Here is a 17,342-nt window from a genome sequence, read left to right on the forward strand (position 1 = left end):
CGATGAAAAATCGTTCGTCCTAAACCTTAGCGAATTCGAATAACGAATGTTTTCGTATTCGTCGCACCTTGATCATCTGTGACGGTCAACTCTACTGTATAGTTTCCGCTTCTGGTATAGGCATGTGAGGCGGTGACTCCACTTCCTGTTGTTCCATCTCCAAAATTCCATTCATAAGAAACAATGCTGCCATCCTCGTCATATGAATTTGAAGCATCAAATGTAACATCCCTGTTGCGCTGAGCTGCGTTTGGAGATTGGATGATGGCAACTGGGGCCACATTTGGTGGAGCAGGCTCTTCCCCACTCTGCGTTACATATACTTTGCCGAGTGCGGTAACTTCTGTCTCGTTACCTGCTGGGTCCCATACTCTCACTACAATAACTCCGCCTTCAAGCCTAAGGGATTCTGAAGTTGTATATGTTCCTTCATAATGACCAGGTAATGTCTCAGAGAGCGGAGTTTCATTCATGCTTGACGGTGCATTGCCTGGCAGTTCGACACGGAACGATGCCGACAGACCTGGGCTGCTGTCAAAGGATACATATACCGGGTCTCCTGCAGCTATATGCAGATCAGAGCTTGGCATGAGGTTCGTAATGACCGGTGCAGTCCAGTTTACAGTGACGGTACGAGTAATGGTTGTTGTGTTGCCCGCCAAATCCGCAGCGATAACAGTAATGACATTATCACCTGAATTAATCAGAAGACGGTGCTCGAAGCTTCCATCTTCGGCAACTTCAGCTGCTTCACCGTTCACTGTAACGGTATCAAGAAATTCATCATTCACTGTACCTCTAACGATATAAGCTTCAGCATTCGTAGTCTCTCCATCCTCAGGAGAAGTAACGATAAGCTCCGGTGCAGCTTGATCAAGAGTTACCGTAACTGGAGTTGAAGGATCTGTTACTTCATCACCGACCAACGCTTCAGCGACAAGTACATTCTCTCCCACATTCAGGTCAATCTCTGCTTCAAATTGCCCCTCTTCCACCGTTGCAGTTGCAGCTACTTCTTCCCCATTATAAATAGTCACCGTGGATCCATTGGCATTCGAAGTACCCGTAATCGTAATGGACTCTTCATTCGTAAAGGTATCTTCTGCTGGAGAGGTGATGACAGGTGCGCCAATCGCATATTGGACATGCGCCCGAATCATATAGTTTCCTTCATCTACAGGTGAGGCTGACCATGCGCCACTGATCCGCTGCCAAGCCCGTTCAGCAACCGTGCTGCTCTCATCCGTAGCAAGTCCTGGTGAATATGGATTAGCTTCAGTCTGCTCGTATACAATGTAGAAATCTCCTGTAACCGATACCGGTTCCGGGAATTCCACTATTGTCCATTCATCATTTCTTAGAGCAGTGCCGTCAAAAGGCCCTGCAAGCTCACGGCCTGGTGCCCCGTCAGGCCCGGTTGCATCATATACAGAATAACTGAAAGCCGTACCACCTGGATTTGGCCACTCTGTATTCCAGAAGAGGAAGGATGCACCGGTTACTTGTGCGGCTTCGGATTCAGGGGTCATTCTCACAGCCCACGCATTCCCTGCCGCATTCCATGCACGAGCATTTTCTGCTGTTCCATCATCGTATTTGATCTCACCTGCATAGCCTATGAACGGTTTCATATCAAAATTATGCGTGACAGAATCGTTCGCAGGAACAGTTACTGCAGATGTTTCACTATAGTAATCCAGTGCAGAGATGGACAAAGTATATGTTCCTTCATATACCTGCAGGGTGTAGATTCCATTTTCGTCAGTACGAACCGGTGATACCTGCGCGTCTTCCATGACCATAACTACCGCATCAGCAATCGGTTCTCCCGTGCGTTCGTTTGTAACGGTTCCCGTAATCATGCCTTGAGGAATTTCATCCAGTTGGAAGTTAACATTACGTGTCTTGCCATCTTCAATGGTTACAGGTACCGTCTGTGGATAATAGCCGTAAGACTCAACCTTCAAATTGTAGTCGCCGGCTACATGATTAAAGCTGTAGCGGCCTGTATAAGCATCCGTGCGAACAGATCTTCCGGTTTCAACAACCGTCACCGTTGCGGAGACTGGAAGACTAAACAGTCCGACTTCCCCGTCTTTGGATACGGAATCACCTTGCGTAGCAATCGTTTGCTTGCTCACAAAGTCACTTAATACAGGTGCCTTCTCTATTACTTTGGCTTTATCCGTCTCCGTCTTCTGATCACTAGCCGTAGATTCAGGTGCTGAAACAGCAAGCACCCGGAAATCATCCAGATACCATCCGGCTTTTTGTACACTGCTGTCAGTCGTAAATCTGAAGCGGACCTGAATTTCTTGGCCTGTATAGCTCGTCAGATCAATAAATACAGGTGACCATTGCTTTCCTTCTGTTGCATGAGAATAGTAGCCAATCTCTGTCCAAGTAGTTCCGCCGTTAGTGGTGACTTCCACATAGGCATCATCATAGTTTCTTTCGATTTCGTACCAGTGATTGAAGGTCAGTGCAGCCGTACTCTGAGAGGTCAAATCGATCACAGGTGATACCAGAGAGAAATTAGAGCTTACCAGATAGGTTCCGTTCAGATCCGTTCCCCAAACATTCGGAGGAGTTACCGCAGAAGCTGGACCCGGCGCAGCAGGAGCACCCCGCTCCCATACATCATTCGTTCCCGAGTGTGTCCAACCATTGTCATTATCACCATCGAACGAATCACTGAAGATGGTCTCAGGTACGGCAACCTCTACAGCAATTTCATTAGAAGCGTCACTCTCGTTGCCACTGTAATCTTTAGCTTTTACAACGTAATAATAAGTTGCGTTTCCTTCTATTGTAATACTGTCAACATACGATGTTTCTGCACTCGTTCCAATCAGCTCGTAACCCGTGTCTGATGTTAAGGAACGATATACATTGTATTCCTTCAAATCCTCATCAGCAGGAGCAGTCCACTCAAGCGTTACGTCACCAAGGATAGAAGGTGTTCCTGTCAGCTCGGATGGAGCTGCTGGAGCAACTTCATCTGGAAGCTGCAGCGAGAAGTCGTCGATATACCAGCCTTCTCCTTCGGCTGAACTGTCTGAGCTAAGAACAAATGCAAGATATACTTTTTGACCCGCATACGCTGTCAAATCAATATACTGACTTACCCAATCTTCACTGCTGCCCGTAACAGTTAGCAGCTGTTCAAATTCATAGTCATTCTCTTCTGTCGCTAAGTACACACTGCCGAAATCACTGCCATCTTCAAGGTCATACCATTGTTTGAAGGACAACAGTGCACCTTCCGGCGAGTCTGCTAGATTGATTGGCGGCGCAATAAGTGCAGTACTTGAGTTGGGTGCGTAAGTACCCGTTAAATTTGTCGCTATTACATTCTCTCCGGAATAGGCACTTCCAGGACCGCTTTCAGGACTTCCCCAGACCCACGGATCTTCAAGATCCGGTAAGAAACCGACATAATCTTGTTCGAAATCCTGGGTATACCCTGGCTCAATTCCTTCCAGTACTTCTACTGAATGTACTTCCGTACTATAACCATTATTGCCATAGTCGTTGACACGAATGTAATACTCAAGGCCAGGCTCCTCTATTAGTGATGCAGGGATGACAGCTTGGTACGTACCGTCAAGCGCATCACCGGAAGTAAGTTCCGCTGGTATGTATACATAGCGGCTCATTCCTTCTGTTCTTGCGAAAACACTTACCTCGGTAATGGATACATTATCACTGGCATCAATGGAAAAGGCAGCATCAAGTCCAGCGTAAACCGATTCCATTGCCGTGTATTCCAGTTCAGGTGCTGTCAGATCATCACCATCAATGGTCACACGACCCGACACAGAGCCAACACCTTGAAGGACAGAGCCAACCGCATCAAGTGCATTTACGATACCGTGTCCATATCCATTGTTAGGTGATTCGGGATAGGTACTGTCTGTTCTTTCCGTCGCCGTTTCTGTCAGAATATATTCCAGATCATCGACAGTGAGAGAGCTGTTCGCTTGCAGAAGCATGGCCGCAATTGCTGTTGTATGGGGCCCTGCCATCGATGTTCCATTCCAACCTCCTTCATAACTGCCCCCTGGTACCGATGAACGGATATTCACACCTGGAGCAGAGACTTCAGGTTTAATTTCGTCATACGGAGATGGACCCAGGAGAGAGAAGTCAGCCAAATTTCCGTTTATATCGGTTGCGCCAGTGGCGAAGGATTCCGGATAGTTCGCCGGATTGGCAACTGATCCCGGTCCACCAGGGTTCGTTAGTGTGGTGTTACCCGCAGAGAATTCCGGAAAAATCTGTGCATCACGCCATGCTTGCACGATAGGTCTAAACCATTCATCAATGCCTGGTCCTCCACCCCAGGAATTGTTCACCACATCTGGAGCAAGCTCAGGATGAAGATTTCCTTCTTCATCTACTGGTGCTAGCAGCCACTGAGCACCATCTAGAATAATGGCATCGGTAGTGGAAGGATTGAATATCCTTACCGCCATCCATTTAGCTCCAGGAGCCACACCGATAATGTTAGTACCATCTTCTTCAGCACCTACCATCGTTCCCATAGTATGAGTTCCGTGACCATCTGTATCTGCTGGAAGTGAGGCACCACTGTGCGGATCGTACCAGCTTAGCTCTGGATCAACGACATTGCCGTTTGCATCCAAACCGCGCCATTTGCTTGCAAGGGCAGGGTGTGTATAATCAACACCTGTGTCCAGATTAGCGACGACAATACCAGAACCGTCAATCCCTTGCTCCCATACTTCTGGAGCATTAACTTGGGCAATGTTCCATTCTATATTCGCCGGATCATAATCTGAAGGTTCTGTATTCTTGTTCTTGTCCGCTGCTGAAGCAGAGGAATCGCTGTCTAGATCACTCGCCTTAGGAGTGGAAGCATTCTTATCAACCGTAACTTCCTGCAGGAACCGTTCTTCGTTCGGAAGGATTTTTTCAATGCCAGGCTGAAGGGCTAGCTCCTCCATTACTTCTTTTGTACTTGTTACCGCCAGGGAATTTACGATGAAATAGCTCTTATATTCCTGTACTCCCCCAGCTTCCTTCTGTTCATCCAAGTATTTTTGAATCGGTATTTGTGTACGCGTTGCCGTTTCACGCAGTGTGCTCACTACTGAGGTACGAGCAGAGAGCTTCGCAGCTGCAGGGGTTGCTTTTTGAGTGGAAGCTAGCTCCATTGCTTTCTGTGAGGCAAGTGCAGTATCCGCTTGTTCGGACATCTTAACCAAATAGGTGACATATTTGTCTTCATTAAACAGCTTGTTCAGCTTAGAGTCTACTTTTGCAGTGATCAGTTCGGGAGCCGTTGAACGCAAATCAATCTTGTCGGAAACCGAGGTCGTTGGAGCGGCCATAGCCGGACTTACGATGGACACTGCCAGGAGGAAAGCCATGCTTAATGAGAAGGTTTTTTTCGTATTTTTCGCTGTGACCAAGTCTACTACACTCCTTTAGAATCGAGATAGAAACCGTTTGAATTTCCTCCAAACACTTGTCTTTCTAACTGCGAACAAATAGCACAGTCGAGCAACTTAGAACATGAGCAGCAATACACGACAAATCAAACGACGAGGATTCAGAATATGATTTTGACAACCACCTCCTTTAAAGGGTAAAACAAAGAATGAAATGATTGGCTTAGGTCAGTTCAGATATGCTTGTACAATCTCTTCGGAAGAAGGTGCCTTGAATTAAGCATCTTAGATGGGAAAAAGAAGATTCAATCGAGTAGATTCAGGGGGCTAGTCTATTTCATTTTGCTGAGAGAATTTGATGAGATGCGAAATTAACATTTAGAGGATTTGTTAAATTTAATCAATTTTATAACTTAACAAAAAGGTGAATTTGAAAGATTTAAAGTAAGTACTTTTACTTGTGTAGAGAGTATAAATCATAAAAAATGACTCTTACAAGCATTTTATTAGCATATTTTTACATTTGGTACTTAATACTTATTTTACATAGGTCAATTAAGAACTAAGACCGATACGCCATATTACATGCCTGCCGCATTTTTCGATAATATTCTTATAAATGTAAAAAGAACCGTGATCAACACGGTTCTTGATGTGAAAAGTGGAATATGTTGTTAGAAGCATTGGTATGACCGCTTTTTTTGGATAATGACATCGAAATAGGGGCGTATATAGGAGCGATTTGGGATCTATTACGATTTAGGTATTTTGTATATGAATAATTGCGTTTTGACGCACAGAACATGGTTTTTCATCATCGAAATAATACTATATATGCTCATAAAGCATGTATTTTGTCCTGTTTGATAGATTATTTCTGGCTTGATTGCTTGTAGCCCATGATTTTATAGGAATATAATACTAATTGTTTCAATTTGACGAATTAATGCGATTGCTTGTTTGCTGTCCGTACTTTCGGGACGGGAACCTTATACAAGTAGTGAAATATTACAAGCAGTAAGATATGCATCACGGCAAAAACAAAATACATATTGCTAAACACCGATGCTTCCAGGTTGGCATTTATACCATTCCATGCCGTCCTTGCTCCTTGATCAAGGAGTATACTGTAGAAGGAGGCCGATATTGCGCCCGACATGAAATTAAGAGTCGAAAAAAGACCCATCCCTACTCCGGTATATTCTGGAGCAAGTGAGCGGGAGACGCTGTTGATGAGCGAGATTTGAAGACTCATCTGGCTTACAGTCCCGACAATGAGAATTGCAGCAATCCAGTAATGATGACTACCCGCCCAAATCGACATCGCCATAAACGTAATGACCAAGAGAGATGCCGATATCGAATAGACAAAGTGATTACCATGTGCATCGACTATTTTTCCAATCCTTCTTCCAAGGAATGCAGAGCAGATCGCTGCAGGAACCAGCATAAATCCGACAATTCCAGCTGATAGATCATTGACCTGCTGCAGCAGCAGCGGGGTCAGAAATGGGAACGAGAAACCGATCCCTTGCATAAGAACCAGGATAACGAGTCCAATCGCATACCCTTTCGAATGAAACAATTGAAGCGGTATAAATGGGGTTGAAGTCAACCTTGAGCGAACAATAAATAGTATAAACAGGACTGCCGCTGCTACGAAATACAGTATTTTTGCTTGAGTTATCGACATCATAAGCAATATAACAAATAAAGCTAGCAAGCCGCCCCCAAGGTAGTCGATCTTGTCGTCTTTCTTTAATTGGTCCCTTCCCAGATACTTCAAGTAAAACGGCAAAGTAGTAAGTGTCAGTATTGGCACTGCAAACAGCCATCTCCATTCGGCAAAGCTGACAACTGCTGCTGAGATAACGGGTCCGATTGCATTACCTACCGCAAGACCTGTAAAGGTAATCCCCAGTGCATACCCTCTTTTCTCCTGACTGAAGTATCTGACTGGGATGATGGTACTCATGGCCGGCACTACAGCAGCACCCGCCGCCTGTACGATTCTACCCAGTACAACCACATAGTAAGACTGCGCTGTAAATCCAACTAACGATCCCATAGCGAATATGAGCAATCCAACCACAACTAAATGCCTCAGATGAAACATGTTAACCAGTTTCCCGTAAGTGAGGGTTCCGAGCGCATAAACGACGAGATACGCGGTTGAGACCCAGCTTACCTGGGCTACAGATAATGAAAATTCAATGCTGATGTCAGTAAGCGCGATGTTAAACATCGTCACACTCATGACGGACAGCACCATGGTGAATGCCAAAACTCGAATCAATTTATATGCAGTGTCGGCTGCACCTAGTTGAGATGACGGACTAACCACTTTATCGTCCATTCCAATTTTTCCTCCCTCTTCTTCTCTCGTTCTCCAGTTTATTCTTAAAGATGAAGGAAGAAAAATATATATTTAGCCATATCCTTATATACTCAAGTATATTAAGCTGTAGTTATTACAGACAAAGGAGCGAAAATAAATGGAACTTCTGCAGCTTCACTATTTTCGTACTGTAGCGCAGCTATTTATCCAAAGCAGCTCTAGCTTTCAAGCAATTTTTAACAGATCTCCTCTTCATTATAAGCAAAAAGAGCTGGTCTGTATTTGAACAATACACGCCAGCTCCATTATCTCTAATCCAATTAATTAATAAATCCTTCCAGGGCAATCGTTGGTTTGCCATCCGCATTCCAAGCACCTTTTGCATAACCGCCATTATATCCCGGGGTTGCCTGCGGCTCCCAGTAGAATACGCCTAGTCCCTTGCCTCCAGAAATATTGCGCACATCATTTTTGATCTTGGTAATAAAGCTCTTGGCTGCCGATGCCTGATTATAATCCATACCAATCTCAGAGATGACGATCTCCTTACCATACTTGGATATCAGTTGATTCACATTGGTTATTGTCTGGTTCACCTTCGTAGACCAATCCGAGGCTGAAGGATAGAGTGACAAACCGATGACATCAAAATTGGCCCCGTTTTGTACCAGTCCCCCGATATTCCAATCAAGCACGGCATAATCGTGAGCGTTCGCCAGATGTACAATGGTCTTCGTATTCGGGCTGACCGATTTCACGGCATTATGGCCTGTGTTTACAAGCCACGCGTAATTTTTCATGTTCACGGAAGCTTTACCATCATTCCATAACATGCCGTCATTCGTTTCATTGCCGATTTGAACCCAGTCCGGAGTAACCCCTTTGTTCTTCATCGTATTCATCACATAAATTGTGTGGGACCATACCGCGTCCATGAGCTGCTGAAAAGTGTAGTTTCGCCACGCATAAGGTTTATTTTGCTGTCCGGGATCAGCCCAGGAATCACTATAATGTAAGGTAAGCATAACACTCATTCCCAGATTCTTCGCTCTAAGCGCGAGATCAGCTGCTTTCTCTGCATTCATATATCCGTTTGCATAATCACTCATATTGGGATTCACCCACACACGTAAGCGAACTGAATTCATCTGATAATCATTTTTCAAAATCTGCAGGATGTCACGCTGAACCCCGTTCTTGTCCTTCCATTTGTAACCTGCTGCCTCCATCCCTGCTACCCAGCTGATATCTGCTCCTTTGGCAAAAGCAGGTGCTGCCTCCGCCTTGTGATCTCTACCGGACGGGCCGAACAGCATCAATAACATCGAGAGACTTAGAAATATCAATCCAAATCGTTTACGGAACTTATTCATACCAGACCTCCTATATCCATTTCACTCTCCTTGGAAAGTGTCATCTGTATTGTAAACGCTCTCAAAGAAATGCCCTAGGATATTTTTCCAACATTTTGGTTCTTATTCTAACTTCACTATGATGGGATAAGAGGATATATGAGGATACACCAAAAAGTCCTCCGCAAAGGAGGACCTTTTTAGGCTAAGCTGGTCTTAGTGAAGAATTTAATGGGTTCATTCCTTCCATCTAGCTAACGAAAAGGCTTGAGCGCTTCCACATATTGCGGATACCAGTGATCCCACTCTTCTTTGCTCTCCATTAATGCCTTACCATTTAATAAAGTCTCAATAGCATCAAGACAGACATGCCAGCCTGCCAGATCCTTAGGTGTATGATCTGTAAGAGCAGAGATCTTCTCGGTCAGTATAAGTGTGGAAGCTTCTCCATTTTGATCTGCATGAATTTCGAATCGTACCTTGTCTTCTCCCCACACATACTCAAGGACTTTGCCCTCTACATAGTCCAATATCGGCATTTCCTCGTTCGTCCCATCCTGCATATCAAACAGGATCATACCTCCTGTACCGAGTTCTTTTACCTCAAGCTCTGGGAACCACTCTTTTAATCGTTTATTCTCAGTAAGCATTGCCCATACCTTATATGCAGGATGCTGTAACTCCCGCTTGAATTCAGCTGTATAACCCGATTCATTTTTTTGAATTTGAGCGATCATTATTAGATTGTCCCTCCTTCTTATATAGACATCATTATACCTTAATACCAAGATCATTACGAATGATCAACACCGTCAATCCAGTTGACCACCAATGGTGAGCTATTTGCTGATGATCAAGCTGGATGATTCAAGCTACCTTCTTCGTCCGATGTAGAGTAAATGTGAGGATATACCGAGCAGCGCTGGGTCTTCTGCAGTTGTGATCATCAGTTCTATATACTTTCTGTGTGCCTCGTCGCCTTGATTCCTCCAGTAATCCACCTGTTCAGAATGAAGCAATGCACCGATACTTGTAGAACCGATGAGACTAACTTTCTCAAACCCGTGTTCCTCCATGAAAGGCTCAATGGCGGCTGTGTCGAAATAGTACGCTCCCGTAAACCGTCCCTGGTCCTCGTGATTAAATCTGCCTGTAGCCCAAAATTGTTCAAGATTGTCCATCGTATGATTCGGCTTCCAGTGCGCTGGATTCAGTAATGAGTTCAGCAGCATACGGGTTCGTGTCTGAAAAGCAACAAACACAACTCCGCCTGATTTGGTCACACGATACAGCTCCTTCGCAGCTTTGGATCGCTCCGCTTCCTCCTGCAGATGGTACAAAGGACCGAGCATCAAGGATGCATCAAAGGCTTCATCTGAAAATAAATGGAGGTCGGCCGCATTCAGCACATGAAATCCGTCAAATTGTGAAGTCAGCTGTAAATGATCTGCCTGCTCCTCTGCTACACTCACAAGTCTGGGAGTCAGATCAGACAATGTGACCTGATAGCCCTGCTTCGCCAGCTTCATTGCATATTTACCTGGACCAGCTCCATTATCCAATACCCGCCCGGATGGGGGAAGATTCTTGCTGATATAATGCCAATTCACGATAAATTCCAGTGGCTCACGGTCCAGTCTTCCCCATTCATCAAAGGCAGAATAGTAATCAATGATCTCTTTCATATGACCTTCCCCCTGTAATATATCTCTAGCTAAAATGCATGCTTGGCGCAAAAAAGCCCATCGCCTCTAAAGAGGCGACAGGCTAAATTCCTTCGCGGTACCACTCTTCTATGTTCGATTGCTGTTCCTAACAACAAATGCACCCGAACCTTGAATAACCCAATATCGGCGGTCATCCGGCATAGCCTAAATGAAGTCTCTTCCAATCAGTTCAGAGTTCAATTCAGCTATACTGCTCCAGGGTGAGCTATACTTCTGTTCGAATCCCTGCCTTGCACCAGCCGGCAGTTCTCTTCATCATCTTACAGAAGCAAATCCCTATCATCGCATGAGGTGTATGTATATTTTTACCATTATACATATTGAGTAGTTCTTTGCCAAGTCATAAAATCCTGCTGGATTCATGTAAGATCTCTGATCATTTGTCCGATAAGAATGAATGAGCCAGGAGTGAGAATAGAAAATCGCTCAACACGTATTTGTGTTCTATTGAATGTTTTGAACATCAGTCAAATTCACCTGCGAAGCATTTCCTAATAACCCATCTAAAAATCCCATATTCTTTCTCCTCCGTTGGTGTAAAGTTTTATAGTAATGTAAGTACTATTTTATAAAGTTACACTAAGTGGGTAAGAAGACAAAAATCCTTGACGTTGGAACAAAGGTAAGTTGATAGGAAATGTGCAAAAAATGTCCTCCATCTCTTACATGCACATGGTACTTGAATCCTTTTTCATGCACGTTAAAAGATGCATTAAAGTACTGACGTAATCGCAGCTGAAAGGGATTAAAGAAATCCCAAAACACATTAGTAAAGTCAACTACAATACGGTCTATTGATACTTTCACTCCTTCCATGGTTGCAAACAAAACCCTTTGAATACCGCTTACACTATAATTGTCGCTCTTTCCATCATAGAAGGTGCGATTCAATTCCTTCTCATCCTCAATATCGTTGTAGAGTTTCTACAGTTGCGAATAATTTTGAAAAAAACATGAGAAAACGAAGAAAACAAAAAACAGGTCAAATATGGCAGTATCTGACCATAATGAACCTGTTTGATGTAACGTTATAGCGTTGTTTAGGTTATAAAATTCAAGCGTTTAAGTACGTACAGGCATACTGTAGAAATATCATACGGACACGATGAGGGTTAAGTTCTTTCGGGATTAGCCGCCCGATTCATTCGACAAGGGATGGGAGTAAAAGATAAAGAAAAACCACATGATAAAAATAACTTACATGTGGTTTGGTTATCTTCGATAGGCGCTCCAACTTCAACTTATTACGCTTAATTTTGTTCACGCCTATCGCCCGTTCCTATCTCTCAACCCTCCTACTGCGTTTTTACTAACCTCACAACTTTAGAAACCTAATCACATTGTGGTTCCGATTCATCACTTTTTGCCCGTAAATTTGTCTAACTCGTTTTCAACTAGATTCAGTTCCGAAACTAAATCGCTAAAGAGTGTCTCATTGTTCGGATTTTTACTATCCTTAAAATCGGTTTTACCAAGAAATGCCATATAAACACTAGATATTTTCCCCTTAACACTTGCCTCTACTTCACCTTGCCCATAATCTTTTTCAAAAAATGAATCTATCGTTCGTCGAGCATTACTGTTGAACCCAACATATTCAATAGCTAGATAAAGTAGTTCAACACATTCCAAAGCATCCTCCACGAATACTTTTTGCTGTTTCGCGCCTTCTTTCATTGAACACCCCGATATAAATAATAGACAGCTTAACAAGATATAAAAACATGTGACTCGTTTCATTACTTGCGACCCCTTCTGCGGCCAAAATCAAATTCAGGAGGATACATATGGTTTGCCTCTACATAGTCTTCTGCTTGACTTGTTGTAAGCGTTTTGTAGAATTGACCATCTTCATCGACTAAATAAAAATCATATAGAATTTTTCCATTCTCAATAAACTCAATATTCATACGAAGATTTTCAACAATATCAATTCCTTCTATTGGGTCATACGTGCCCCCTCTCTTAAGCTTATCATTTAATGAACTATACTTATCTAATTGCGCTTCCGCATCCTCATAATAGCCATCTGTACTTCCAAATGGGGCATCTCTACGGGGTTTAACTTCCCACATTTGACCATTACTTGCAACAATATCAACGTAACTATTTGAATCAAACCAATACTTCCTTTTTTGAGTTACCTTATATTCTAACTGAACACTTAATCCTGACTCCGCATGGATTTTCTTTGCGGCATGAATTTGCGCAATTTCGTGCAGAGCCTTGTACCTGCCTTTATCACTACTACCATTCGCATTAAAAGTTGCATTAGAAAGTTCCCAATTCGTAAAATGAGTACCGTTTACTCTGCCACCAATAAAATCTTTTAAAAATCCATTAAGCAAAGAGTGAGGCATATGTCCACTAGGGTCAGTATATTTCAACGGATTATTATGCACATACGTATAAAGATTCTGACTCAGCGGATTGTTCAGTTCCCCTTCATACGTATCCTCATTAATAAACCGACCAATATTTGGGTCATACCAGCGAGTTCTTAAGTACTGTAGTTTTGTAGAATCATCCCAGTATTCCCCTGAATAGCGGAAAGGATTGTGTACTAGTTCTTCCTGAGAAAGAATATTGCCCCAAACATCATAAGAGCTGTTTAGAGTCTGACCTGTATTATCCTGCAACTCAGTAATATCTCCATGATCGTTGGATAACACATACACTCTTGAACCATCTGCATAATCAATTGCTTCTAGTTCTTTTCCACGGATATAGGTAGCCTTATGAATTGGCTTCCCATCAACTACTTCGGCTTCTGCTATGATCTGGTTACTATCATAATAATAGCGATTCCGAACACCATTCTCTTCGTAATAGCTTATGTATTAGTATGTTTGAAATTGACATTCAATCTTTTCTATTAACAACTCCCTAAATTTATATTCAGTATATTCCCCTTACATACTGAACGTTAGAGATATAAAGTACCTCTTCGGTACCGCTGGAGAGAGTCTCTGCAATGGCTGCAGGAAGGTCTTTTACAAATAGATTAGGTCCTTCCGTCTCCCCGTAACCTCCATTGTTCAGCACGTTATTATAATTTACTGAATTAATGATTGGTTTGTTAAAAGTCGGATCGATTAGATCGGATTTAGTAACCATTTGAATAGTTTGTGTTTTACCGGTTTTGGAGTCTGTAACTGTTGACGTTGATCGGTATACTTGCTTTGCATAGTCACCATAAAATTGCTGGATGCCGAACACGAGGGTTACAGTACCAACAGTCAGAATTTAGGTAGCAATGAAAAAAAGACAAGCTTCACATGAGTACGGTAGAACTCACATGAACCTTGTCTTCTTACCTAATAGCGATTGCGTTCTTTATCCCTTTACCGCGCCAAGCGCAACGCTGCCAATAATCTGTCTGGAGAACACGGCGAACACGATAATGATCGGTACAATGGAGATCGCCACACCCAAGTACAAGAGCCCGTAATCCATGCCATAATATCCTTGTACCAGAGCAACGAGCACGGGAAGCGGATATTTATCCAAGGAGAAGAACAGCACAAGTGGGGTTAGGAAATTGTTCCATGAGCCAATGAATGTGAATATTCCAAGCGCCGCTACCGCCGGGCCAAGGATCGGTAGCACGATCTGGTTGAAGGTTCTGAACTCTCCGCTCCCATCGACCCGTGATGACTCGATAATCTCATCCGGGATGCTGCTCTCAATGAATTGCTTGATAAAGAATACGTTGAAGGCATTCGCTGCTGCAGGAAGTATAATGGCTGCATAGCTGTCCAGCATACCAAGTGTACTGAACAGTCGATACATCCCGATCAGCGCCAGCTGTCCGGGTACCATCATTGTCGCCAGCAGGAACAGGAACAGCCACGTGCGGCCTTTGAATTTATATTTGGCAAATCCAAATGCCGTTAAGGCACCGATGTACAGTGAGAGGATCGTAGAAGCTCCTGCGATGAAGAAGCTGTTCCCAAAGCCCCGCCAGATATTGATCTTGGAAGCCATATTGACATAATTGTCGGGCAGGAATGAACCCGGAAGAAAAGTAAAGGTCGACGCGATGGTAGCATTGTTATGGGTGGAATAGATCAGCATGAGATAGAACGGGATGATACATATAATGGCTAGCACAATTAGGAAAAAGTATATTAACACTTTGCCGGGTGTAAGCCGATTTGCCTTTGCTTTTCTCTCATAAGCCATGCTTTGCTCTAAAGGTTTGGCCGTTTGCATCCTCATTCCCCTCTCTTATGAGCTGCTCTTGCGTTTAGTCATCACGAACGATGCAACCGAGAACAAAATAATGATAACGAATAGGCAGAAGGCGATGGCTGCTCCGTAACCAAAGCGCGTGCTTTGGAAAGCAACATTGTACAGGTACATAATGCTCGTCATCGCTGCCCTGTCGGGTCCTCCGGTTCCGTTCGTCAGTGTAAAGGGCTGATCAAAGATTTGAATTCCGCCGATAATGGACGTAATAACCTGAAACAAAATAATCGGACGCAGCATAGGAACGATGATGTGAAGGAAGATATGCTTTTTCTCCGCTCCGTCAATTTGAGCGGCTTCCTGCAAGGAAGGATCAATGCCCTGCAAGCCTGCAAGATAGATCACCATCGAGTAGCCGAAATACTGAAAGAACAGGATGGCAGATACGATTAGCCGCATGATCCAAGGATCGTTCTTCCAGTTGATTGGGTTCTCAATTAGACCAACTTGTACAAGAAAGTGATTGAGTCCCCCGGACTGCCAATCAAAGATCAAGCTGACCAGCAAGCCAAGGGATGCAGCAGTGACGATGTTCGGAAAGAAATACACCGCTCTGAAAAAATCTCTTCCCCTGAGAAGCTTGTCGTTAAGAATAAAGGCCAGCACCAGCGAAACGGTCAGCTGAGGAACAACCGAAATCCCCCAAATAAACAACGTATTAAACAGTGTTTTCCAAAAGAGCGGATCCTGCACGACCGCCACATAATTGCCGAGACCAACGAACTCCGGTGTCGTAATCCCGTCCCAGTTGGTGAAACTGATGTATAAGCTATACAGAATCGGATAAAGTCCAAATATGAGGAAGATGATGAAAAACGGAGCAATAAAATAATAACCATAGTGGTCTTTGCGTATGGATTTAGCAAACATTCATTTGTACCCCCCGTCATCGGATTCACATTGACGTTCATTCGTATTCAGCATTTCACTCCAATCCTTCGAGCTCTGGAAATCTCAATTTGACGTCGCGTTTAATTCTCTCTACCGCTTCCTCCTTTGTTTGAATATCGTTGTTTAGGTACAGCTGAAGAACGTTCTTGAATATGTCGTTGTTAATCACGGTATCGTATTTGGTTCTTTCATAGACGGGTACGTCTTTCGCTGCCTCTGAGAAGAATTCAAAATGCTTCTGCCCGCCAAGATAATCCGATGTCACTGTCTTTGCCAGCTGATCATTCACAATCATATTGCTCGTGAAATAATCCTGCTCCTGCGCAAGCTGAGACAGAAATTCATGATCAAAGTTATAAAATTCAATAAACTTCCAAGCAAGATCCTTCTTGTCGCTATTGCTGTACATGGCAATATAGGTTCCGCCCGAGCTAAATCCTGTCGGTCCTTGAGCAAGCCCCCACATGCCAGAAGTATCCGGCGCATTAGCTTTGAAGGTGTATTGAAGCCCCCAGGTGGCGGCTGGGTAAAACATGACTGTACCCTTTTGCATGGAGGCAGCTGAGCCTGCGCTTCCTTCTTCATATTCAGCAAGCACCTTGCGTTCTCTCGCTTCCCTAACCAGATCCAGAATTTCCAGATAAGTATCGTCCATGACAAACTTACCATCTTGTACCCAGGGAATTCCGTCATAGGAGTTCGAGATCGCGTTCCAGTTCGCCAGAGCATGCACTTGATTGCCACTCTCCTGCTGTACCCGCTCGCCAATCTCAAAGATTTTATCCCAGGTATCAATCTGCTTGCTGACCTCTTCGGGATCATCTGTCCCCAAATATTCCTTCGCCAGATCACGCCGGTAATAGATGGCGCCCGGAGTTGCCTGATAGCCAAGTGCTCTAACATGGCCTTCACTGTCTTTCTCATTGGCCTGAACAAAAGGGTACTGCTCAGGAAGCAGTTCGTCCGCATTATAAGGTGCCTCAGACAGATTTTGCAGGTAAGGTACATCAATCAGCTCTCGTATGTTAGCGTTTTCAATCATAAAGACATCAGGTGCCTTGGAGCTGGTCTGCAGTGCCGACTTTAGCTTCGTGATATAGAAGTTGCCCGGAATGTTGACAAAATTAACCTTGATGTCCGGGTACTTCTCCTCAAACTTTTCAATCGCATAGCCGGCTTCATCCGTAAAGCTCCACACCGTGATCTCGTTATCATTAGATTCGGCCATAGCCTGAAGCTGACAGCCTGACAGCAATACGACTGAGCATAGTAGAACAAGCAGCGCTAAATGATGACGTTTACTCTTTGGATCCAGCTGACAATAAAATTTCTTCATGAGCCCCCTCCTTTATTTAAGGAAACGCTT

The 17,342-nt window shown here is 43.9% G+C and carries 12 protein-coding genes; all 12 read right to left on the reverse strand.

The features are described from left to right. Positions 1-26: 26 nt before the first annotated feature. Positions 27-5,438: a S8 family serine peptidase gene (locus ACFQ3J_RS07510; protein ID WP_379292502.1), complete on the reverse strand. Its 5,412-nt coding sequence runs from the start codon at positions 5,436-5,438 to the stop codon at positions 27-29. A gap of 922 nt (positions 5,439-6,360) precedes the next feature. Further along, positions 6,361-7,773, reverse strand: coding sequence for an MFS transporter (locus tag ACFQ3J_RS07515; protein ID WP_379292504.1), 1,413 nt, complete (start codon positions 7,771-7,773; stop codon positions 6,361-6,363). Positions 7,774-8,075: 302 nt separating this feature from the next. Continuing rightward, positions 8,076-9,080: a glycoside hydrolase family 53 protein gene (locus ACFQ3J_RS07520; RefSeq protein ID WP_251584074.1), complete on the reverse strand. Its 1,005-nt coding sequence runs from the start codon at positions 9,078-9,080 to the stop codon at positions 8,076-8,078. Between the two features lie 281 nt (positions 9,081-9,361). Further along, complete coding sequence (locus ACFQ3J_RS07525) at positions 9,362-9,844, reverse strand: SRPBCC family protein (protein ID WP_251583960.1); 483 nt, start codon at positions 9,842-9,844, stop codon at positions 9,362-9,364. 135 nt (positions 9,845-9,979) lie between these two features. Then, positions 9,980-10,792 (reverse strand): class I SAM-dependent methyltransferase, encoded by an 813-nt coding sequence (locus tag ACFQ3J_RS07530; protein ID WP_251583958.1) that lies wholly within the window; start codon positions 10,790-10,792, stop codon positions 9,980-9,982. 621 nt (positions 10,793-11,413) lie between these two features. Continuing rightward, positions 11,414-11,725, reverse strand: coding sequence for a hypothetical protein (locus ACFQ3J_RS07535; protein WP_379292507.1), 312 nt, complete (start codon positions 11,723-11,725; stop codon positions 11,414-11,416). Positions 11,726-12,190: 465 nt separating this feature from the next. Then, entirely contained in the window at positions 12,191-12,511 is a 321-nt protein-coding gene (locus ACFQ3J_RS07540; protein ID WP_251583956.1) for a hypothetical protein, read from the reverse strand. A 62-nt stretch (positions 12,512-12,573) separates the two neighbouring features. Continuing rightward, entirely contained in the window at positions 12,574-13,473 is a 900-nt protein-coding gene (locus ACFQ3J_RS07545; RefSeq protein WP_311287437.1) for an RHS repeat-associated core domain-containing protein, read from the reverse strand. A 259-nt stretch (positions 13,474-13,732) separates the two neighbouring features. After that, on the reverse strand, positions 13,733-14,053 hold the full coding sequence (locus ACFQ3J_RS07550; RefSeq protein ID WP_091156186.1) for a hypothetical protein: 321 nt from the start codon (positions 14,051-14,053) through the stop codon (positions 13,733-13,735). Between the two features lie 117 nt (positions 14,054-14,170). Beyond that, positions 14,171-15,049 (reverse strand): carbohydrate ABC transporter permease, encoded by an 879-nt coding sequence (locus tag ACFQ3J_RS07555; protein ID WP_091156183.1) that lies wholly within the window; start codon positions 15,047-15,049, stop codon positions 14,171-14,173. Between the two features lie 15 nt (positions 15,050-15,064). After that, positions 15,065-15,955 carry a carbohydrate ABC transporter permease gene (locus ACFQ3J_RS07560; RefSeq protein ID WP_091156181.1) on the reverse strand — a complete coding sequence of 297 codons (891 nt, stop codon included), beginning with the start codon at positions 15,953-15,955 and terminating at the stop codon, positions 15,065-15,067. Positions 15,956-16,010: 55 nt separating this feature from the next. Next, on the reverse strand, positions 16,011-17,312 hold the full coding sequence (locus ACFQ3J_RS07565) for an ABC transporter substrate-binding protein (protein ID WP_251583954.1): 1,302 nt from the start codon (positions 17,310-17,312) through the stop codon (positions 16,011-16,013). Positions 17,313-17,342 lie beyond the last annotated feature (30 nt).

The sequence above is a fragment of the Paenibacillus provencensis genome, from assembly GCF_042678545.1.
GTDB lineage: Bacteria > Bacillota > Bacilli > Paenibacillales > Paenibacillaceae > Paenibacillus > Paenibacillus provencensis.

What these genes read in the sequence shown, in the direction of transcription:
- ACFQ3J_RS07515 (WP_379292504.1), bottom strand. Translation starts at nt 7,773, where the DNA reads ATGGACGATAAAGTGGTTAGTCCGTCATCTCAACTAGGTGCAGCCGAC.
- ACFQ3J_RS07520 (WP_251584074.1), bottom strand. Translation starts at nt 9,080, where the DNA reads ATGTTATTGATGCTGTTCGGCCCGTCCGGTAGAGATCACAAGGCGGAG.
- ACFQ3J_RS07525 (WP_251583960.1), bottom strand. Translation starts at nt 9,844, where the DNA reads ATGATCGCTCAAATTCAAAAAAATGAATCGGGTTATACAGCTGAATTC.
- ACFQ3J_RS07530 (WP_251583958.1), bottom strand. Translation starts at nt 10,792, where the DNA reads ATGAAAGAGATCATTGATTACTATTCTGCCTTTGATGAATGGGGAAGA.
- ACFQ3J_RS07540 (WP_251583956.1), bottom strand. Translation starts at nt 12,511, where the DNA reads ATGAAAGAAGGCGCGAAACAGCAAAAAGTATTCGTGGAGGATGCTTTG.
- ACFQ3J_RS07555 (WP_091156183.1), bottom strand. Translation starts at nt 15,049, where the DNA reads ATGCAAACGGCCAAACCTTTAGAGCAAAGCATGGCTTATGAGAGAAAA.
- ACFQ3J_RS07560 (WP_091156181.1), bottom strand. Translation starts at nt 15,955, where the DNA reads ATGTTTGCTAAATCCATACGCAAAGACCACTATGGTTATTATTTTATT.
- ACFQ3J_RS07565 (WP_251583954.1), bottom strand. Translation starts at nt 17,312, where the DNA reads ATGAAGAAATTTTATTGTCAGCTGGATCCAAAGAGTAAACGTCATCAT.